This is a genomic window from Pseudomonas sp. LS44 (genome assembly GCF_024730785.1).
In the GTDB taxonomy this organism is placed as follows: domain Bacteria; phylum Pseudomonadota; class Gammaproteobacteria; order Pseudomonadales; family Pseudomonadaceae; genus Aquipseudomonas.
The window spans coordinates 2143302-2163483 of sequence record NZ_CP102830.1; the positions used below are offsets into that span (position 1 = coordinate 2143302).

Below are 20182 nucleotides of genomic sequence, written 5' to 3' on the forward strand. Positions count from 1 at the left end.
CGACGCTAGCCTGGCTCTTTCGCTGTCGAAATAGGAATCGCCAGACACAGTCCAGGTTGGTCGACAGCATGGCGCGCAACCGATCTGCAAATCGCCGAGGTCCCAGGCAGGCACCGCTCTTGTAGGAGCCAGCCACTTCGTAGGGCGGAGAACCGCGAAGCCATTCCACCTTCGGCAGTGCATAAAAAGGGCGCCTGAGGCGCCCTTTTTATGACTGGGAAGATCGATCAGACCTGGTTGTTGGCCTGTCCACCGTCCACCGACAGTACCGAGCCGGTCATGAACGAGCCGGCATCGCTGGCGAGCAGTAGCAGGGCGCCGTCCAGTTCCTCCAGCTGGCCTAGACGGCGCATCGGCACCTGGTGGCGGATGTAGCCCAGCCCGGCTTCGGTGTCGAAGAACTCGTCATTGATCTCGGTCTTGAAGTAGCCGGGGGCGATGGCGTTGACGCGGATTTTGTTGCGCGCCAACTCCAGTGCCAGCGACTTGGTCAGCTGCACCACCGCTGCCTTGGCCGCGCAATAGTGGCTGAGGTTGGCGCCGACGCGCAGGCCGAGCATCGAGGCGATGTTGACGATGTTGCCCGGCTGGCCGGCTTTCGCCAGGCGTTGCGCGGCAACCTGGGCGACGCGCCAGACACCGTCGAGGTTGGTCGACAGCATGGCGCGCCAGTCTTCCTCGGTGATTTCCAGCGGGCGCTTTTCCTGGCCGATGCCGGCGTTGTTGACCACGACGTCGACCACGCCGAATTCAGCTTCCGCAGCGTCGAAGGCCGCCTCGACGCTTTCGCGGTGGGTGACGTCCATGCTGACCGCCAGTACCTCACGGCCCATGGCGCGGATTTCCCCTGCCAGTTGCTCCAGGCGGTCAACGCGGCGCGCGCCGATAATCACCCGTGCGCCGTACTGAGCGACAGTTTTGGCGTAGTGCGCGCCAATGCCGCTGGAAGCGCCGGTAATCAGGACGGTCTTGCCAGCGAGCGAGAAAATATTCTTGTCCATCAAAGCACCTCGAACAGGCCGGCGGCACCCATGCCACCGCCGACGCACATGGTGATCACCACGTACTTCACGCCACGGCGCTTACCTTCCAGCAGCGCATGGCCGACCATCCGCGCTCCGCTCATGCCGTACGGGTGGCCAATGGCGATGGCGCCGCCGTTGACGTTGAGCTTGGCCGGGTCGATGCCCAGCTTCTCGGCGCAATACAGCACCTGGCAGGCGAAGGCTTCGTTGAGTTCCCACAGACCGATGTCGTCGACAGTCAGGCCGTGCTGCTTGAGCAACTTGGGCACGGCCAGCACTGGGCCGATGCCCATCTCTTCCGGCGCCAGACCGGCGACGGCGATGCCGCGATACAGACCCAGCGGTTGCAGGTTGCGCTGCGCGGCCAGGCGGCCATCCATCAGCACGCAGGCGCTGGCGCCGTCGGACAGCTGGCTGGCGTTGCCGGCGGTGATGCAGCCGCCTTCGATCACCGGCTTGAGCTTGCTGAGGTCGTCAAGCACGGTCTGCGGGCGGTTGCCTTCGTCGAGCGAAAGGCTGACCTGCTCGTAGCTGACTGCGCCAGTGGCCTTGTCGGTCACCGACTTGCTCACGCTGACCGGCACGATCTCGCCGTCGAACAGGCCAGCGACCTGGGCGGCGGCGGTGCGCTGCTGCGATTGCAGCGAGTAGGCGTCCTGCGCTTCACGGCTGATGCCATAGCGCGCGGCGACCAGCTCGGCGGTGCGCAGCATCGGCATATAGGCGGTCGGCACGTTGTCCAGCACCTGGGCGTCGTGGTACTCGCCGACCCATTCCATGTGACGGTTCTGCACCAGACTGATGTGCTCCTGGCCGGCGCCGACGGTGACCTGCATGCCGTCGACCATGATCTGCTTGGCGGCGGTGGCAATGGCCATCAGGCCGGAGGCGCACTGGCGGTCGAGGGTCTGGCCGCTGACCGAGAGCGGCAGGCCGGCGGCCAACACGCTCATGCGCCCGAGGTTCCAGCCGGCGGTGCCGGCGGGCATGCCGGTGCCCATCACCAGGTCTTCGATCTCGGCGGCTTCGATGCCGGCGCGCTCGACGGCGGCACGAATGGCGAAGGCGGCCATGGACGGCGACGGAGTGTTGTTGAAGGCACCGCGAAACGCCTTGGCGATCGGCGTACGGGCGGTGGCGAGGATGACGGCTTCTTTCATGGTTCAGGATGTCCTTGGTTTGGTTCCCTCTCCCGCTGGGAGAGGGCCAGGGAGAGGGGCGGGCGTTCAGGTCGACAGCGGTGCGCGCCCATTTCCCTCTCCCCCAGCCCCTCTCCATGAATGGGAGAGGGGAGTTGGTTCAGTGGGAAATGAATACTGCTGGCTGTAGTTCGTTGGGCCACAGCGGTTCGATGCGGGTCTTGCCGGCGGTGACCAGGCGCTCCAGTAGCGACGCCGGTTGGAACCACATCTCGCCATAGGCGCCGAGCTCCTTGCGGTAGCGCTGGATGCCGGCCAGCACCTTGTCCAGGCCGAGCTGTTCGGCGTAGTGCATCGGCCCGCCGAGGTGGGCCGGGAAGCCGTAGCCGTTGATCCACACCAGGTCGATGTCGCTGGCGCGCAGGGCGATGCCCTCGTCGAGCAGTTGGATGCCTTCGTTGATCAGCATGAACAGGCAGCGATCGTGGATTTCCTGGTCGGAAATGGCGCGGCGCGGGACGTTCAGTTCACCGGCCAGGCGTTCGGCGATGGCGACCACCTCGTAGTCGTCCTGGCGCTGCCGGCCCTCGTAGATATAGAAGCCGCGACCGGCCTTCTGGCCGTAGCGGCCCAGGGCATACAGCTCGTTGCCGACGATGTGGTAGCTCGGGTCGTGACGGGTGGCAGCCAGGTTGGATTGGCGCACCAGGAAGTTCACGTCGATGCCGGCCAGGTCGAGCATGCTCAGCACGCCCATGTTCAGGTCGAGGCCGGTGAGTACGCCGTCCACCTGGGCCGGGTTGGCGCCTTCGAGGACCAGACGGTGCGCCTCGCGGGCGTAGGGTTCGAGCATGCGGTTGCCGATGAAGCCGAAACACACGCCGGAGACCACCGGCAGCTTGCCGATCTGCTTGGCGACTTTCATGGTCGTGGCCAGCACATCCGGGGCGGTCTTGGCGGCGCGCACCACTTCCAGCAGGCGCATGACGTTGGCCGGGCTGAAGAAGTGCAGGCCGATCACGTCCTGTGGACGGCAGGTCACCCCGGCGATCTGGTCGACGTCGAGCGAGGAGGTGTTGGTGGCGAGGATAGCGCCCGGCTTGCACACCCGGTCGAGGGTGCGGAACACCTCCTGCTTGATCTCCATTTTCTCGAACACCGCCTCGATCACCAGGTCGGCGTCGGCCAGGTCGGCGTAGTCGAGGGTGCCCTGCAGCAGGGCCATGCGCTGTTCCAGTTGGGCTTCGCTGAGCTTGCCGCGGGTGACGCTGATCGCGTAGTTGTTGCGGATCTGGCCCAGGCCATGGTCCAGCGCGTCGCCCTGGCGTTCCAGCAGCGTCACCGGGATGCCGGCGTTGGCGAAGTTCATGGCGATGCCGCCGCCCATGGTGCCGGCGCCGATCACCGCGACCTTGTTGATCGGGCGCAGCGTGGTGTTGGCGTCGATGCCGGGAACCTTGCCGGCTTCGCGCTCGGCGAAGAACACGTGCCGCAGCGCGGCCGATTGCGTGGAGTTCTCAGCTTTCTTGAACAGCGCATGCTCGTGAGCCAGACCCTGGTCGAGCGGCAGTTCGCAGGCGGCCTCGACGGCGGCCAGCACCAGGCGCGGGGCCAGGCGGCTCTTCCAGCGTGGCTCGTTCTCGGCGCGGTATTGAGCGATGAAGTCGTCCGGCAGGTCGACGGCTGGGTCCGGATAGGGCGCGACTGGCTGGGCCGGCGCTTGCGTTGCAAGCAGCTCGCGGGCGTAGGCGCGGGCTTCATCGAGCAGACCTTCGGCGCTGTCGGTGACGCGGTCGAGCAGGCGGAGCATCCGTGCGCGATCAGCGCTGACCTGTTGGCCGGAAATCATCATATTCAGTGCCGACTCGGCGCCGATCAGCCGTGGAAGCCGCTGGGTGCCGCCGGCGCCGGGCAGCAAGCCGAGGTTGATTTCCGGCAGGCCGACGCGGGTAGCCGGTTCAGCGATGCGGTAACCGCAGGCCAGCGCCAGCTCCAGGCCGCCGCCGAGCGCCAGCTTGCCGATCGCGGCGATCAGCGGTTTGTCGATCTCGGTCAGGCGCACCAGCAGGCCGGGCAGATCCGGCGCGGCGAAGGAGGCGTCGCTGCCGAACTCGCTGATGTCGGCGCCGGCGCTGAACAGGCCGTTGGCGCCGTGAAGGATGATGGCGCGTACGGCCGGGTCGGCGGCGGCGCGCTCGCAGGCGTCCAGCAGGGCGGCACGCAGCGGTTGGCCGAGGGCGTTGACCGGCGGACGGGCGAGGCCGATCAGGGCCAGTTCGTCTTCGAGGCGATAGTGGATCAAGTCGCTCATGATGATTCCCTGTAGTGGTTTGAATGGTGTCGATGAATAAAAGCGCCGCGAGGCCGGCCGGTGCTCAAGTCTGTGTAGGAGCGAATGAATTCGCTCCTACACGCCGTGGGCGCGGTCAGAACCAGGCGTTCTGCATGTCGAAGCACAGTCGGTTGCCGGCACTGAGCAGGCGCGCCTGGGCGTCCAGGCCGGCCAGTTCCCAGTCCATGAAATAGCGGGCGGCGTGCAACTTGCCCTGGTAGAAGTCGGCTTCGCTGCCGGCGGCGCCGGCGTTCAGCGCGCGGCTGGCGACCAGCGCCTGACGCAGCCAGATCCAGCCGACCACCACTCGGCCGAACAGGTCGAGGTAGGCGGTGGCGTTGGAGAGGCCGAGGTTGGCATCGGCGCCGACCTGCGCCTGCAGATCGACGGTGACCCGCTCGAGGATGCCTAGCGCATCGGCCAAGGCGGCAGTCAGCGGCGCGCAGGTGCTGTCAGCGGCGGCCTGCTCGAGGCTGGCGCGGGCGGCGGCGAGGAACAGCCGGTAGCCCTTGCCACCGCGCTGGCCGACCTTGCGGCCGAGCAGGTCGAGGCCGTGGATGCCCTCGGTGCCTTCGTGGATCGGGTTGAGGCGGTTGTCGCGGTAGTACTGTTCCAGCGGGTACTCGCGGATGTAGCCGGAGCCGCCGAGGATCTGGATGCCGAGATCGGAGGCGATCACCCCGTACTTCGACGGGTAGGACTTGACCATCGGGATCAGCAGGTCGAGCAGTTCGGCGGCGTCCTCGCGGGCCGCCTGCTCGGGCGCGGTGTGGGCGTCCTCGAACAGGCTGCTGGCGTACAGGCACAGCGACAGGCTGCCCTCGGCGTAGACCTTTTGCTGCAGCAGCATGCGCCGCACGTCGGCGTGCTCGACGATGCGTACCTGCGACGCCAGCGGGTCCTTGCTGCCGGGCAGGCGACCCTGCGGACGCTCGCGGGCGTAGTCGAGGGCATGGATGTAGCTCTGGTAAGCCAGCGCCGAGGCGCCCAGGGCCACGCCGATGCGCGCCTCGTTCATCAGTTGGAACATGTAGGCGAGACCCTTGTTGGCCTCGCCCACCAGGTAACCGACCGCGCCGCCCTTCTCACCGAAGCTGAGCACGGTGGAGGTGGTGTTGCGGTAACCCAGCTTGTGCAGCAGGCCAGCCAGCGCCACGTCGTTGCGCGCGCCGCGGCTGCCGTCGGCGTTGACCAGGAATTTAGGCACCAGGAATAGCGAGATGCCCTTGACCCCGGCCGGCGCGCCGTCGATGCGGGCCAGCACCATGTGCACGATGTTGTCGGTCAGCTCATGGTCGCCGCCGGAGATGAACATCTTCTGGCCGAACACCCGGTAGCTGCCGTCGTCGGCCGGGCGCGCGGTGGTGCGGATGTCGCCGAGCGCCGAGCCCTGGCCCGGTTCGGTCAGCGCCATGGTGCCGCTGTAGCGACCGTCGAGCATCGGCGGCAGGAAGCGCTGGCGCAGGGTATCGCCGGCGAAGCCCTTGACCAGGTTGGCGGCGCCGATGGTCAGGAAGGAATAGGCCGCAGAGGAAACGTTGGCGGCGTTGAAGTAGGCCATGCAGGCGCGCAACACCACTTCCGGCAGTTGCAGGCCGCCGTCCTCGGCGTCGTGGTGGGCGGCGTGGAAACCGGCGCCGGCGAGCGCGTCCCAGGCGGCTTTGGTTTCCGGAATCAGGCTGACCTTCTCGCCGTCGAAGGTCGGCTCGTTGGCGTCGCCCTTCTGGTTGTGCGGGGCGAGGAACTCGGCGGCGATGCCGCGCGCGGTTTCCAGGGTCGCATCGAATACGGCGCGATCGTGCTCGGCGTAGCGCGGGCGTTGCAGCAGCGCTTCGGTGTCGAGCATCTCGTAGAGCTGGAAGCTCAGCTCGCGTTCGTTGAGCAACTTGTCGGTCATGGCGTTCTCGTCGACGAAAATTGGTGGCGAAACAGACAGCGCTCGGCGCGCCGCGCTGATGGCTGTTGAGGCAGGCAGTAAAGAGGCGAATGCGCCACCAACGATCCCCCCTTTACGAGTGGGGGCGTGAGGCGCGGGCGAGCACCTACTCGCTACGAGGGGGTGTGGCAGGCGGGCAACCGCCTATGGTGACGCGAAGCGCCACCGGCAAGGCCGGCGATACGATCAACCTGCTTCCAGGGGAAACCCGATGATTCCACGTACCCTGTTCGATCACGAACACGAAGAATTCCGCAACACCGTTCGCCGCTTTCTAGCCGAGGAGTGCGCGCCATTCCACGAGCAGTGGGAGGAAGATCGTCTGGTGCCGCGCGCGATCTGGCAGCGCGCCGGCGAGCTGGGCATGCTCAACGCCACCACGCCGGAGGAATACGGCGGACTCGGGCTGGATCGGCGCTTCTCGATGATTGCCGTGGAAGAAGTGTCGCGCGCCGGCCTGTCCGGGCTGAACGGTTTCAACGTGCACGACATCTGCGCCGGCTACTTCATCAACTTCGGCACCGAGGAGCAGAAACAGCAGTGGCTGCCGAAAATGGCGGTCGGCGAGGCGATCGCTGCGGTGGCGATGACCGAGCCGAACACCGGCTCCGACCTGCAGGCGGTGAAGACCCGCGCGGTGCTGGACGGTGACGAGTACGTGATCAACGGCGCCAAGACCTTCATCTCCAACGGCACCAACTGTGATGTGGTGGTCGTGGTGGCCAAGACCGGCAACAGCGGCAAGGGCTCCGCCGACACCTCGCTGATCCTGGTCGAGGCCGATCGCGTCGGGCTGACCAAGTCCAAGCCGCTGAAGAAGGTCGGCATGCATGCCCAGGACACCACCATGCTGTTCTTCGAGGACTGCCGCGTGCCGAAGGACAACGTCCTCGGCGGCGTGGCGGGGCAGGGCTTCTACCAGCTGATGAAGGAGCTGGCCTGGGAGCGCCTGAGCATTGGCATTCTCGGCGTGGCGGCAAGCCAGGCGGTGCTCGAACAAACCATCGAGTACACCCGTGGTCGCACCGTGTTTGGCAAGCCGATCATCGATTTCCAGAACTCGCGCTTCAAGCTCGCCGACCTGAAGACCGAGATCGTCCTCGGTCAGACCTACGTGGACCGCTGCATGGAGCTGTGCCTCGAGCACACCCTGAGCCCGGAAGCCGCGGCGGCCGCCAAGCTGTGGTGCACCGAGCTGTACTCGCGGGTCGTCGACCAGTGCCTGCAGCTGCACGGCGGCAACGGCTACATGCTCGAGTACCCGGTCGCCCGTCACTACCTGGATAGCCGGGTCAACCGCATCTACGGCGGCGCCAACGACATCATGCGCGAGCTGGTCGCCCGCAGTCTCTGAGCCATAGCCCAGCCCCCTCTGTTGGAGGGGGCTGGGATTTTGTTTCGCTCCTCATCATCGCTGACTGATATCAGGTTTGCGCCTTCGCCTGCGCGCCAGGCAAGCATTGGCAACGGCTATGCTTGCGGTTGTCAGGCGGCTCAGCTACGCCTGATTCTGCAGTACCGCGCGCAGTTGCGCGGGCCGTGATGGGAGACTCCGTGTGGATATGCATACCGACAGGCAACTGGTGTCGACGAAATTTTCGCCGCCGCGCCTTGGCACTCAGTCGATCCCCCGGCAGCGACTGCTCGATGCCTTCCAGGGGATGGCGAAACGCCGGGTAGGGCTGGTGACCGGCAGCCCCGGTTTCGGCAAGACCACGCTGTTGGCACAGTGGCGCCAGGAAATGATGCGGGTCGGGGCCGATGTGGCCTGGCTGTCGCTCAGCGTCGACGACAAGCAGTTGTCGATCTTCTTCGCTTATCTACATGGGGCCTTGCAGCGCCTCGGCATTCCGTTCGACTCGGGTATTCCGCCGGAGGGGGTGCGGCCGGAATTCATCGATGAAGTGGTGGCCGCCATCGTCGAGGGTGCCGCCGGCATCAACAAGGAACTGTTTCTGGTGCTGGACGACTATCAGCACGTCAGCGATCAGCGCTCCCATCAGTTGATGCAGAGGCTCCTGGATCACAGTCCGGCCAACCTGCATTTCGTCATCGTGTCGCGCGTCGCGCCACCGCTCAACTTCAGCCGCCTGCGCTTGCTGGATGAGGTCGTGGACATCGACTGCGCGGCGTTGCCGTTCGACCTTGGCGAGACGCGGGCCTTCCTCGAGCTCAACCTGACGGCACTCAAGCTGACTGCCGAGGAGGTGCTGCTGGTTCACGAACTGACCAGCGGCTGGCCGGCCAGTCTGCAGCTGATCCTCATCCTGCTGCGCAGCAATCCGGATGCGCGTGGCATGTTGCGCGATCTGGGCTGGCGCTCCGATGATCTGCAGACCTACCTGGCCGAGGAAGTGATGGCCCATCTGCCGGTCGAGCTGGCCGGCTTCATGGAGCGGATCAGCATGTGCCGCCGCTTCAATGCCTCCCTCGCTGAAGCCGTGACCGGTTGCCTCGACGCGCCGGCGCTGCTCAAGCGCATGGCCGAGGAAAATCTGATGATCGTCCGGGTCGAGTCCGACGACCGCCAGCCCTGGTATCGCTTCCATGCATTGTTTGGCGACTTCCTTTCCGCCCGCCTGGCCCGTCAGCATCAGCGCGAGCTGGTTGAGCTGCACCGCCGCGCGGCGCGCTGGCTGGCCGAGCATGCGTTGCTGGCGGAGGCGGTGCGCCACGCGACCCTGGGCGATGATCTGGCCTTCGCTGCCGAGATGATCGAACGTGCCACCCCGGCGAGCTGGAGCCTCGACCAACTGAGCCCGCTGCTGCGGTTGCTGGAGCGGCTGCCCGAGGACATCCTGTTCTCCCGCCCGCGTCTGTTCTTCCTCGGCTGCCTGGCGTATGCCCTGACCGCGCGGCCGGCGAAGGCCGAGCTATGGCTGGAGCGCTTCCGGCTTAGCGGTGCGGCGCAGCCAATCGACATCCGCCATCGCCTGCCATTGGTTCAGGCCGCCATCGAAGTGCAGCGCGACCGCACCGACCCGATTATCGCGTTGCTCGAAGGCTTCGTACCGTTGGCGGAGGATTATTCCGTGACCCGCTACGGTGCGCCGGCACTGCTCGCCATCGCCTATTCCGCAGCGGGACGCTACGCCGACGCGCTGCGCTGCCTGGATGAAAATCCTATTCCGGAAAGCGACCGTGACTCCGAAATGGCGTTGATTGGCGAGGGCGCGCGGACGCTGTGCCACCTGCAGGTGGGGCGGATGGTCGAGGCCGAACAAGGCGGGGTCGTGCAGCTGGCTCGTGCCGTGGCGGTCCACGGGCACCGCTCGGCCAGCGCCTACCTGGGGGCGGCGACATTGGCCGAGGTCTATCGCGAGCGAGATCGTATCGACGAGGCCCGGGAAGTCCTCGCCAACCGCAACGGTTTGCTGCAATGGGCAATGCCCGACACCATGCTGCGAGCGACCATCTGTCGGGCTCGCCTCGACCTATTGCAGGAATCGCCCGCGGTGGCGATGGCGTTTCTCGAGCGCCAGGTGCGCCATTTCCGTCACTTAGGCCTGCACCGCCCATTGGTTCACTGCCTGGCGGAGCAGTCGCGACTCGCCTTGCTGCAGCATGATCGGGGTGCGGCCGCGGAGCGGGCGAGCCAGATCGATCAGGTCGCCGAGGCGTTCGGTCAGGCCAGTGGCTTCACTGCCGAAATTCCCGCCCTGGCCTCGCTGGCGCGGGTGCGGATCTGTCTGGCCGACAACTATCCGGACCGGGCGCTGGAGGCGTTGCACGGCTTGCGGGATTACGCCCAGCGCTATGAGCGCGGGCAGTTCACGGTTCTCGCGCTATTGCTGGAAGCCCAGGCGCGCGCCGATCTGCGCGAAGGTGCGCGCGTCGAGGTGCTGCTCGTCGAGGCGCTGCGGTTGGGCGCCGAGCTTGGTCTGGTGCGCACCTTCCTGGATGAGGGGCCGGCCCTCCAGCGTCTGCTCGTGCCGCTCGCGGAGCGCTCGCCGAGCGAGTATCTGAGCGACTTGCTGAGCCGCTTCGCCGTGGCCGATTCGTCCTCCCGGGGCGGTGAGGCGGCCGACGCGGCGGCGAAAACGCTGTTGACGCCTCGTGAACTGGCGATCCTGCAGTTGATCAACCAGGCCATGTCCAACAAACGCGTGGCCTTGACCCTGAACATCTCGTTGGAAACGGTGAAATGGAACCTCAAGAACATCTACGTGAAGCTCGGGGTTTCCAGTCGCTATGACGCCATCTCATGGGCGCGCAAACACGAAGTGATCTGAGAACCTGTCTCGGATCTGCTGCGCGTCGGCGATACGGCGTTAAAAACAGCCTCAGAATGCTCATTTACAACTCGTAAACTGCGCTTCTTCGGCTGTTTGACTCGCTTCGCTCGCCCTACGGGCCAGCCTGCGGCTGTTACTCCGCTTCGCTTCGTTGCGCCTTGTCTCGCTCTAGCTCGCAAGATCCGAAACAGGTTCTGAGAATCTGAGCGTCGCCAGCCGACGCCCGCCCTGCCGGGTTGCGTGGACGCCGGCGTGACGGGCGTCGACTGGCGGCGCGCGATCTCAGAATAGGGAGAGCGCCAGCCGGCCGACCTCCCCGTATGAAGGGGGGCGGTCTTTTCCAGTCGGCCGTCTCCCCGGGCCCCCAATCCCCCCCTCCCCGAGGGGGACGGCAGCGCCCCACCTCCTCCTATCTTGGCTCCATCCCGTACCGGCGTTTTTTGCCGCTGCGCAGACAAGATCCGAGGAGCAAACCGATGATTCCACGCACCCTGTTTGACCATGAGCATGAGGAGTTCCGCAACACCGTGCGGCGCTTCCTGGCGGAGGAGTGCGCTCCGCATCTGGAGCAGTGGGAGGCGGACCATCGGGTTCCGCGCGCCATCTGGGAGCGCGCCGGCGAACTCGGCATGCTCAACGCTACTACCCCGGAGGAGTACGGCGGCCTGGGCCTGGATCGGCGCTTCTCGATGATCGCCGCTGAGGAAATCAACCGCGCCGGTCTGGCGTCGGGGCTGATCGGTTTCGGCGTGCACGACATTGTCGCCGGCTACCTGGTGAACTTTGCCACCGACGCTCAGAAGCAGCAGTGGCTGCCAAAGATGGCGAGCGGTCAGGCGATTGCCGCGGTGGCGATGACCGAGCCCGACACTGGCTCCGACCTGCAGGCAGTGAAGACCCGTGCCGTGCTGGACGGTGACGAGTACGTGATCAACGGCGCCAAGACCTTCATCTCCAACGGCACCAACTGTGATGTGGTGGTCGTGGTGGCCAAGACCGGCAACACCGGCAAGGGCTCCGCCGACATTTCGCTGATTCTGGTCGAGGCTGGGCGTGCCGGCTTCAGCAAGTCCAAGCCGTTGAAGAAAGTCGGCCTGCATGCCCAGGACACCACCATGTTGTTCTTCGAAGACTGCCGCGTGCCGAAGGAAAACGTCCTGGGCGGCGTCGCGGGCCAGGGCTTCATTAACCTGATGAAGGAGCTGGCCTGGGAGCGTCTGTCGATCGCCATCAGCAGCGTTGCCGGCTCGCTCGCGGTGCTCGAACACACCCTGGACTACACCCGTGGTCGCACCGTATTCGGCAAGCCGATCTTCGAGTTCCAGAACACTCGCTTCAAGCTGGCCGATCTGAAGATGCAGCTGGCCGTGGCGCAGAACTATGTCGACCGCTGCATGGAGCAGTGCCTGGCCCACAGCCTCAGCCCCGAGGCGGCGGCCGCGGCCAAGCTGTTCTGCTCGGACCTGTACTCCAAGGTGGTCGACGAGTGCCTGCAGCTGCACGGCGGCAACGGCTACATGCTCGAGTACCCGGTCGCCCGTCATTACCTCGATCACCGCGTCCTGCGTATCGCCGGCGGCGCCAACGACATCATGAAAGACCTGGTCGGGCGCACGCTCTGATCCCGCTCGCCGAGAGGAATCCCCCATGGAATACCTGATCCCCCGCACCCTGTTCAGCACCGAGCACGACGAATTCCGCCGCGCCGTACGGCGCTTCATGGAAACCGAGGTCGCCCCCTTCCACGCCCAATGGGAAAAGGACAAGTGCGTGCCGCGCGCGGTCTGGCGCAAGGCCGGCGAGCTGGGCATGTTGCTGCCGTCGATACCCGAGGAGTACGGCGGCCCCGGCGCCGACCGGCTGTTCGACATGATCTTCGGCGAGGAGTTCTTTCGCGTCGGCGCCACCGGCCTGATCGGTTTCGGCGTGCACGGCCTGGTCGCCTTCTACCTGCTCAACTACGGCACCGAGGCGCAGAAGCAGAAGTGGTTGCCGAAGATGGTCGCCGGCGAGGCGGTCGGTTCGATCGCGATGACCGAGCCGAACACCGGTTCCGACCTGCAGGCAGTTAAGACCCGCGCGGTGCGTGACGGTGACGAGTATGTGCTGAACGGCTCGAAGACCTTCATCTCCAACGGTGCGTCCTGCGACCTGGCCATCGTGGTCTGCAAGACCGGCACCAGCGGCAAGGGCGCCCAGGACATCTCGCTGGTCATCGTCGAGAAGGAGCGTGCCGGTTTCACCCGTTCGCAGCCGCTGGAAAAGGTCGGCCTGCACGCCCAGGACACCTCGATGCTGTTCTTCGACGACTGCCGTGTGCCGGTGGAGAACGTGCTCGGTGGCGTGGAAGGCAAGGGCTTCTACCAGCTCATGCACGACCTGGCTTGGGAACGCATCATCGGCGCCGCCGGCTTCCAGGCCCAGGCCGAGGCCGCCATCGACCACACCATCGACTACACCCGCACCCGCATGGTGTTCGGCAAGCCGGTGCTCGACTTCCAGAACTCGCGTTTCACCCTCGCTCAATTGAAGACCGAAGTGCAGATCGGCCGCTCCTTCGTCGACAGCTGCATGGAACTGCTGCTGAAGGGCGAGCTGAGCGCCGAGACCGCCGCGATCGCCAAGTACTGGACCGCCGAGCTGAGCAGCCGGGTGGTCGACGCCTGCCTGCAGCTGCACGGCGGCAACGGTTACATGACCGAGTACCCGATCGCACGCCTGTACCTGGATACCCGGGGTAACCGGATCTGGGGCGGCACCAACGAAATCATGAAAGAAATCATCGCCCGCACCCTGTAAGGGCCAACCACCATCCCATTGGAGGAAGCAATCATGTCGCAGGAAATTCGTTTTGACGGCAAAGTCGCCATCGTCACCGGCGCTGGCAACGGCCTTGGTCGTGCCCATGCCCTGTTGCTCGGCGCCCGTGGCGCCAAAGTCGTGGTCAATGACCTCGGCGTGACCACCGCCGGTCTGGGGACTTCGTCCGAAGCCGCCGATGCCGTGGTCGCCGAGATCAAGGCGCTGGGCGGCGAAGCCGTCGCCGACTACCACTCGGTCACCGAGGGCGAGAAGATCGTCGCCACTGCCCTGGAGGCCTTCGGCACCGTCGACATCCTGATCAACAACGCCGGCATCCTGCGTGACACCGCGTTCCACAAGATGACCGAAGAGCAGTGGGACCTGATCCAGGACGTGCACGTCAAGGGCGCGTTCCGCCTGACCCACGCGGTGTGGCCGATCATGCGCGACAAGGGCTATGGCCGCATCGTCATGACCGCCTCTGGCACCGGTATCTTCGGCAACTTCGGTCAGTGCAACTACGGCACGGCCAAGGCCGGGCTGATCGGCTTCGCCAACTCGCTGGCCATCGAGGGCGCGAGCAAGAACATCCGCGTCAACACCATTGCGCCGATCGCCGCCTCGCGCATGGTGATCGCCAGTGGCCTGTTCCCGGAAGAGCTGCACGCCAAGGTCAAGGTCGAGGACGTCGCGCCGCTGGTTGGCTGGCTGTGCAGCGAAGAGTGCCCGGACACCGGTGGCCTGTTCGAAGTCGGTGGCGGCTTCCACGCCAAGTACCGTTGGGAGCGTTCCTACGGCCGCTTCCTGCACACCGACTCGCTGAGCCCGGAGCTGGTGCGCGAGAACTGGGAACGCATCACCCGCTTCGACGAGAAGAGCGTGCACCCCACCAGCGGCGGCGAAGGCTTCAAGGAGCTGTTCGAGCGCATGGCCGGCAATGCCATCGGTGGTAACCAGTACGTCGACATGGAAGTGGCGGCCAACGCCGTCGCGACCCTGGAAACCGAATACACTCAGACCGACGCTGCGCTCTACGCGCTGGCCGTGGGCGCCGCCAAGGACCCGCTGGACCGCACCGAGCTGCTCTACATCAATGAGTTCAAGGATCAAGAGTTCCGCGTGCTGCCGACCATGGCAGTGCTGCCGGCCACTCAGGTGTTCCTCAAGGCGATTCTCGCCGGCAAGCCGACCCTGGAAGGCCTGGAACTGCCATTCGCCAAGGGCCTGCATGGCGAGCAGTACACCGAGATGTACCGTCCGCTGCCGCCGAAGGCGAAGCTCAAGCACACCATGCGCTTGAAGGAAGCGCTGGACAAAGGCAAGAGCTCGGTCAGCGTGCTGGAAATCCACACCACCGACGAGAACGGCACTCCGTTGTTCTACAACGAGTTCACCAGCTTCTACACCGGCACTCCGGGTGCTGGCCTGAAGCGTGTGCCGAGCGTAGCGGCCGCGCCGCTGCCCGATCGCGCGCCGGACTTTGTCATCGCCGAGCAGACCGAGCTCAACCAGGCCCTGCTGTACCGCCTGTGTGGTGACTGGAACCCGATGCACGTCGATCCGGACTACGCCTCCAAGGCCGGCTACGAGAAGCCGTTCCTGCACGGTCTGTGCACCTTCGGCTATGCCGGTCGCCACGTGATCAAGGCGTTCTGTAACAACGACTCGCGTCTGTTCAAGAACATCCGCGTGCGTTTCGCCGCCATCGTGATGCCGGGCGACACCCTGGAAACCCGCATGTGGCGCGAATCACCGACCCGCGTGCTGTTCGAGACCCGTGCCGTCGAGCGTGACGTAGTGGTGCTCAAGGGCGGTTCGGTCGAAATCTTCGAGCAAGTCCCGGCCTAAGGCTGTAGAGAAAGTCCGCCGTCCCCGACGGGGCGGCGGCAACAGAATTTCAGGAGCGCGTGATGGAGCAAGACGTCAGAGTGGTTGGCGTGGGCCGTTCTGCCTATCACCGGTCGACCGCTGGCTGGTATCCCGTATCGGCGCTGGGTGAGGCAATCGGCTGCGCAATGGCCGACGCTAGCCTCGAGCCGATGCAGGTCGAGCAGGTCTATCTGTGCGCGAGCGGTGGCGCCCGCCTGCCCTGGCAGGAGTCCTTGTTACGTGCTCTGGGGCATGTCCCGCCCATCGTTTCGGTCGATGCCTCGGTGGCCGGCGCCAGCCGGGCGCTGTACCTGGCGCGCCGCGACATCGAGGAGGGGCGTGCGCACTGCGTGCTGGTGGCCGGGATCGATCATGGTCCGGCCGATGCACCGAGCGAACAATCCATGGCGCTGTGGACCGCTGCCGCGCGCGAGTACACGCGACGCCATCAGTGCCGTCAGGAAACCTTCGCGATGATCGCGGTGAAGGCCCATCAGCATGCGTTCCACAATCCGGATGCCGATTACGGCCAGCCGCTGGGTCTCGATGACGTGCTGGCTGGACAGGGCGGCTTCGCGCCGCTGCCCCGTCTGCAGTTCGCCGCTCCGGCGTACGCCGCCAGCGCATTGCTGGTGTGTTCCACCGAGTTTGCCCGCCGCCTCGCCTTGAGCCGTCCGGTGCGGATCCTGGCGCAGGTCTGCAGCGACGAACTGCGGGGGCCTGCCGTCGCGCCGGACACGCCGTTGCAGTCGGTGGGGTACGAGCGCGACATGGCGGTTTCCTGGGAAGTCTACGAGCGGGCCGGTATCGGTCCGGCCGACCTCCAGCTGTGCGAACTGCACGACCGCGCGACCGTCACCGAGCTGCTGCTGTACGAGGCACTGGGGTTCTGCCGCGAGGGCAGCGCCGAGCGATTCATCGAGGACGGCGACAACACCTATGGCGGCAATATCGTCGTCAATCCGTCCGGCGGACTGCTGGGAATGGGCTTTGGCGCGAGTACGTCCGGCCTGGCCCAGTGCGCCGAACTGGTGATGCATCTGCGTGACCGCGCCGGATCGCGACAGGTTCCGCACGCCTCGATCGCCCTGCAACAGGATGCCGGCGAGGCCGGCTCCATCGTGACGCTTTACCGACGCGACTGAACGGCGAATCAGCGGTCATCCGCTATCCAACAACAATGAACCAGGCGGCCAGCCGCCGCTGTACCGTAGGAACTGCCATGAGCGCCACACACGAACATGCGACCTTGCTTCACCGCTTTCTCGACTGGGAAAGCCGCCAGCCCGATACGGTCTATCTGACCCAACCGCTTGAGGACGGCTCGGTGGTCGAGTACCGCTGGGGTGAAGTCGGCGACCAGGCGCGTCGCATGGCGACGTACCTGCAGTCGCTGGGCCTGCCGCCCAAGTCGGCGATCGCCATCCTCGGCAAGAACACCGCGCACTGGATCATCGCTGACCTGGCGATCTGGCTGGCCGGGCACGTCAGCGTGCCGATCTACTCGACCGCCAATGCCAGCACGGTGGGTTATGTGCTCGCGCACTCCGGTGCCCGGCTGATGTTCGTCGGCCGCCTGGACGGCGACGCCGCCGGCTGGCTCGATGTCAGCGCCGCGGTGCCGGCGGAATTGCCGCTGATCAACCTGCCGCGCTCGGCGCGCAGCGAAGGCCTGGCCTGGGAGAAACTGATGGCCAGCTGCGCGCCACTGGCCGAACCGCTGCTGCCGGCGCCGGACGAACTGGCAACCATCACCTACACCTCCGGCAGTACCGGTAACCCGAAAGGCGTGATGCTCAGCTTCGCCGCGATGCACGACGTACTGCCCGTCACCCGGGTGATGTACAACGGCGGCCGTGGCACCAGTACGTCCGATCGCCTGCTGTCCTACCTGCCGCTGGCGCATACCGCCGAACGCGCCGTAGTCGAGGCGCTGTCGCTGTACAGCGGCTGCCAGGTGTTCTTCAACGAGAGCCTGGCGACCTTCGCCGACGACCTGCGCCGGGCGCGACCGACCATTTTCATGTCGGTGCCGCGCCTGTGGGGCAAGTTCTATCACGGTATCAACGAGCGGATTGCGCCGGCGGTGCAGGCGGCGGCGTTCGCTGATTCGGAGCAGGCGCCGGTGATGAAGGGGCAGATTCTCGGCGCGCTCGGGCTCGACCAGGTGCACACCGGGATGTCCGGCTCGGCGCCGCTGCCGGCGGCCGTCCATGCCTGGTACCGCCAGCTCGGACTGGAGCTGATCGAGGGCTACGGGATGTCGGAAAACTTCGGTACCTCACATTTCAGTCGCCCGGGAGATGTCCGCATCGGCTACGTCGGCGCAGCCCTTCCCGAAGTCGAATGCCGGATCGCCGCGGACGGGGAAATCCTCGTGCGTAGCCCGGGGCAGATGCTCGGCTACTACCGCGAGCCTGAGTTGACCGTCGAGAGCTACACCGAGGACGGGCTGTTCCGTACCGGCGACCGTGGCGAGCTGGACGAGACGGGGCGCTTGCGTATCACCGGGCGGGTCAAGGATCTGTTCAAGACCGCCAAGGGCAAGTACGTCGCGCCGGTACCGATCGAGGCCAAACTGGGTAACCACCAGACCATCGAAGCGTCCTGCGTGATCGGCGTGGGACTGGCGCAGCCGATCGGCCTGCTCAATGTGGCGCCGGACACCCGCGCGGCGCTTGCCGACGCAGCGACGTGCGAGCAGATCGGCGCCGAGCTGGAGGCGCTGCTGGCCGAGGTCAACGCGCAGTTGGAGGCGCATGAGCAACTGGACTGCCTGGTCGTCGTGCAGGAGCCCTGGAGCATCGAGAACGGCTTGCTCACGCCGACCCTGAAGATCCGCCGCAACCTTATCGAGGAGCGTTACCACGCGGCGGCCGAAACCTGGGGATCGAGCCGCTGCAAGGTCATCTTCGAGTAGTCCGCATTGGGCCGGCCTTTTCATGGCCATCGATTCGTGTTGAGCAGCGCTTTTGTAGGGTGGGTTAGCCGCGTAGCGGCGTAACCCACCAGCGGTGCCAACCTGGGCACCGATGTCCAGCACGGGTGGTGGGTTACGCCTACGGCTAACCCACCCTACGGGGCTTCGAGTAAACCCGCGTGGTGACCAGCATGGCCGATCCTCCAGGATCGGCCATGTCGTTTCCGACTCCCCCCTCCATCGCAGGGGGGAGGATTAGATCGGGCAGGCGCATAACTCGGGAGCCAATAACAAGAACGAGACTTCCGATGAAGATGAACTTCGCCCGTACCTTTGCCCAACTCGCGGTTCGTTACGGCGACCACGAGGCATTGGTCAATATCGAGCGGCAGCGGCGCTACAGCTTCGCCGAGCTGCACCGGCTGACCAACCGGATCGTCAACATGATGCGCGAGCGCCTGCAGCTACGGCGCGGCGACCGCTACCTGTGCATTCTGGAGAACGACAACCTGTCGTTGCTGCACACCTGGACCGCGCTCAAGGGTGAGGCCGCCGCGGCGTTCACCAACTTCCGCGACTCGCTCGACGAGCATGTTGCGCAGGTCGATCAACTGCAGCCGAAGGTGGTGTTCCTCGAAAACGCGCTGCTCGAACGCTACTTCGACTGGTTGCAGGCCCGCGGCATCAGCGTGGTCTGCATGGACCCGCCGACCGTCAGGCGTGAGGGTCTGTACGTCTTCGACGAGTTGCTGGACGGCGTCGGCGACCACGACCCCGGCGTGGAGAGCGACCCGCGCACGGATATCCTGATCTACCGCTTCACCGGCGGCACCACCGGCAAGAGCAAGTGCGCGCAGTACACCATGGACAACTGGCTGGCCTGCCGCGACGCCTTCTATGCCGAGAGCGAGCAGGCCTTCGATGCCGCAACCCGTCTGCTGCACATGGCGCCGATCAGCCATGGCTCGGGGCTGAGCGTGCTGGCCACGCTGTTCCGTGGCGGTTGTACGCTGACCCAGAACGCGCCGGACCTCGCCCTGTGGTGCCGCAACATCGAGGCCGAGGGGGTCACCGTCGGTTCGCTGGTGCCGACCCTGCTGTATCGCCTGCTCGACATGCCGGAGGCCAGCGACCACGACCTGTCCAGCCTGCAGACCATTTACTACGGCGCCGCGCCAATGAGCCCGAGCAAGCTCGCGCAATTGCAGCAGCGCTTCGGCAATGTCTTCCTGCAGATTTACGGAGCCACCGAATGCTTGCAGTCGGTGGCCACGCTGAGCAAGGCCGACCACCTGTTGGCCGACGCGGCCGGCCGGCTCGCTTCGGCGGGGCGGGTGGCGCCAGGCGTCGAGCTGATGATCGTCGACGAGCAGGGCGCGGAGGTTGAAGCCGGCGCCACCGGCGAGATCTGGTTGCGCAGCCGGGCCACCATCGGCGGCTATCACGGCAATCCCGAGGCGACCGCTGCCGAGTTCAGCAACGGCTTCTGGAGGTCGGGTGATCTGGGGTGTGTCGACGAGCTGGGTTACCTGTTCATCGTCGATCGCAAGAAAGACATGATCATCACCGGCGGCTTCAACGTCTATGCGGTCGAGGTGGAGGCGGCGCTCAATGCCCATCCGGACGTGGCGATCTCCGCCGTGGTCGGCATCCCCCATGCGGAATGGGGCGAGGCGGTGCATGCCGAGGTGGTGGTGAGGGTTGGCACGCAGCCGTCAGTGGCGGAGCTGATCGAGCACGTCAAAGGTCGGCTGGGACGTTTCAAGGCGCCCAAATCGCTGCTGCTGGTCAGCGAGCTGCCGGTCAGCCCGGTCGGCAAGGTGCTGCGCCGCCAGGTGCGCGACAAGTATTGGAAGGACCTGGGGCGGCGGATTTCCTGAGCGCGCCCAAAACCGTCTCCTCGGGAGGGGACGACGTCGCTCCG

The 20182-nt window shown here is 65.8% G+C and carries 12 protein-coding genes; 8 read left to right on the forward strand and 4 right to left on the reverse strand.

Annotated elements, in window-relative coordinates; translation table 11 throughout:
- Positions 1–227: 227 nt before the first annotated feature.
- The 4 genes from NVV93_RS09540 to NVV93_RS09555 form a co-directional block, all read right to left on the reverse strand.
- Positions 228–1001 (reverse strand): SDR family NAD(P)-dependent oxidoreductase, encoded by a 774-nt coding sequence (locus tag NVV93_RS09540; RefSeq protein WP_258254196.1) that lies wholly within the window; start codon positions 999–1001, stop codon positions 228–230.
- Positions 1001–2185 carry an acetyl-CoA C-acyltransferase gene (locus tag NVV93_RS09545; RefSeq protein ID WP_258254197.1) on the reverse strand — a complete coding sequence of 395 codons (1185 nt, stop codon included), beginning with the start codon at positions 2183–2185 and terminating at the stop codon, positions 1001–1003. Before NVV93_RS09545 ends, NVV93_RS09540 begins: the two co-directional genes overlap by 1 nt.
- A 139-nt stretch (positions 2186–2324) precedes the next feature.
- Positions 2325–4475 carry a 3-hydroxyacyl-CoA dehydrogenase NAD-binding domain-containing protein gene (locus tag NVV93_RS09550; protein ID WP_258254198.1) on the reverse strand — a complete coding sequence of 717 codons (2151 nt, stop codon included), beginning with the start codon at positions 4473–4475 and terminating at the stop codon, positions 2325–2327.
- A gap of 115 nt (positions 4476–4590) precedes the next feature.
- Positions 4591–6393 carry an acyl-CoA dehydrogenase gene (locus tag NVV93_RS09555; RefSeq protein WP_258254199.1) on the reverse strand — a complete coding sequence of 601 codons (1803 nt, stop codon included), beginning with the start codon at positions 6391–6393 and terminating at the stop codon, positions 4591–4593.
- A gap of 250 nt (positions 6394–6643) precedes the next feature.
- Between NVV93_RS09555 and NVV93_RS09560 the strand changes: the two genes are divergently transcribed.
- The 8 genes from NVV93_RS09560 (at position 6644) to NVV93_RS09595 (ending at position 20138) form a co-directional block, all read left to right on the forward strand.
- A complete protein-coding gene (locus NVV93_RS09560; protein WP_258254200.1) occupies positions 6644–7786 on the forward strand; it encodes an acyl-CoA dehydrogenase family protein in 1143 nt (380 codons plus the stop codon).
- A 208-nt stretch (positions 7787–7994) separates the two neighbouring features.
- Positions 7995–10664, forward strand: a complete 2670-nt coding sequence (locus NVV93_RS09565) for a LuxR C-terminal-related transcriptional regulator (RefSeq protein ID WP_258254327.1) — start codon at positions 7995–7997, stop codon at positions 10662–10664.
- A 479-nt stretch (positions 10665–11143) separates the two neighbouring features.
- Positions 11144–12289, forward strand: a complete 1146-nt coding sequence (locus NVV93_RS09570; protein ID WP_258254201.1) for an acyl-CoA dehydrogenase family protein — start codon at positions 11144–11146, stop codon at positions 12287–12289.
- 34 nt (positions 12290–12323) lie between these two features.
- The gene (locus tag NVV93_RS09575) at positions 12324–13466 is read left to right on the forward strand and encodes an acyl-CoA dehydrogenase family protein (RefSeq protein ID WP_258254328.1); all 1143 of its coding nucleotides are present in this window, start codon (positions 12324–12326) and stop codon (positions 13464–13466) included.
- A gap of 33 nt (positions 13467–13499) precedes the next feature.
- Entirely contained in the window at positions 13500–15317 is a 1818-nt protein-coding gene (locus NVV93_RS09580; protein WP_258254202.1) for an SDR family oxidoreductase, read from the forward strand.
- Between the two features lie 62 nt (positions 15318–15379).
- The gene (locus NVV93_RS09585; protein ID WP_258254203.1) at positions 15380–16483 is read left to right on the forward strand and encodes a lipid-transfer protein; all 1104 of its coding nucleotides are present in this window, start codon (positions 15380–15382) and stop codon (positions 16481–16483) included.
- Between the two features lie 77 nt (positions 16484–16560).
- Complete coding sequence (locus tag NVV93_RS09590; RefSeq protein WP_258254204.1) at positions 16561–18258, forward strand: AMP-binding protein; 1698 nt, start codon at positions 16561–16563, stop codon at positions 18256–18258.
- Positions 18259–18566: 308 nt separating this feature from the next.
- A complete protein-coding gene (locus tag NVV93_RS09595; RefSeq protein WP_258254205.1) occupies positions 18567–20138 on the forward strand; it encodes a class I adenylate-forming enzyme family protein in 1572 nt (523 codons plus the stop codon).
- Positions 20139–20182: the final 44 nt, after the last annotated feature.

Excerpts from the sequence above, each read along its gene's own strand:
- NVV93_RS09540 (WP_258254196.1), bottom strand. The coding sequence starts at position 1,001 with ATGGACAAGAATATTTTCTCGCTCGCTGGCAAGACCGTCCTGATTACC.
- NVV93_RS09545 (WP_258254197.1), bottom strand. The coding sequence starts at position 2,185 with ATGAAAGAAGCCGTCATCCTCGCCACCGCCCGTACGCCGATCGCCAAG.
- NVV93_RS09550 (WP_258254198.1), bottom strand. The coding sequence starts at position 4,475 with ATGAGCGACTTGATCCACTATCGCCTCGAAGACGAACTGGCCCTGATC.
- NVV93_RS09555 (WP_258254199.1), bottom strand. The coding sequence starts at position 6,393 with ATGACCGACAAGTTGCTCAACGAACGCGAGCTGAGCTTCCAGCTCTAC.
- NVV93_RS09560 (WP_258254200.1), top strand. The coding sequence starts at position 6,644 with ATGATTCCACGTACCCTGTTCGATCACGAACACGAAGAATTCCGCAAC.
- NVV93_RS09565 (WP_258254327.1), top strand. The coding sequence starts at position 7,995 with ATGCATACCGACAGGCAACTGGTGTCGACGAAATTTTCGCCGCCGCGC.
- NVV93_RS09570 (WP_258254201.1), top strand. The coding sequence starts at position 11,144 with ATGATTCCACGCACCCTGTTTGACCATGAGCATGAGGAGTTCCGCAAC.
- NVV93_RS09580 (WP_258254202.1), top strand. The coding sequence starts at position 13,500 with ATGTCGCAGGAAATTCGTTTTGACGGCAAAGTCGCCATCGTCACCGGC.
- NVV93_RS09585 (WP_258254203.1), top strand. The coding sequence starts at position 15,380 with ATGGAGCAAGACGTCAGAGTGGTTGGCGTGGGCCGTTCTGCCTATCAC.
- NVV93_RS09590 (WP_258254204.1), top strand. The coding sequence starts at position 16,561 with ATGAGCGCCACACACGAACATGCGACCTTGCTTCACCGCTTTCTCGAC.
- NVV93_RS09595 (WP_258254205.1), top strand. The coding sequence starts at position 18,567 with ATGAAGATGAACTTCGCCCGTACCTTTGCCCAACTCGCGGTTCGTTAC.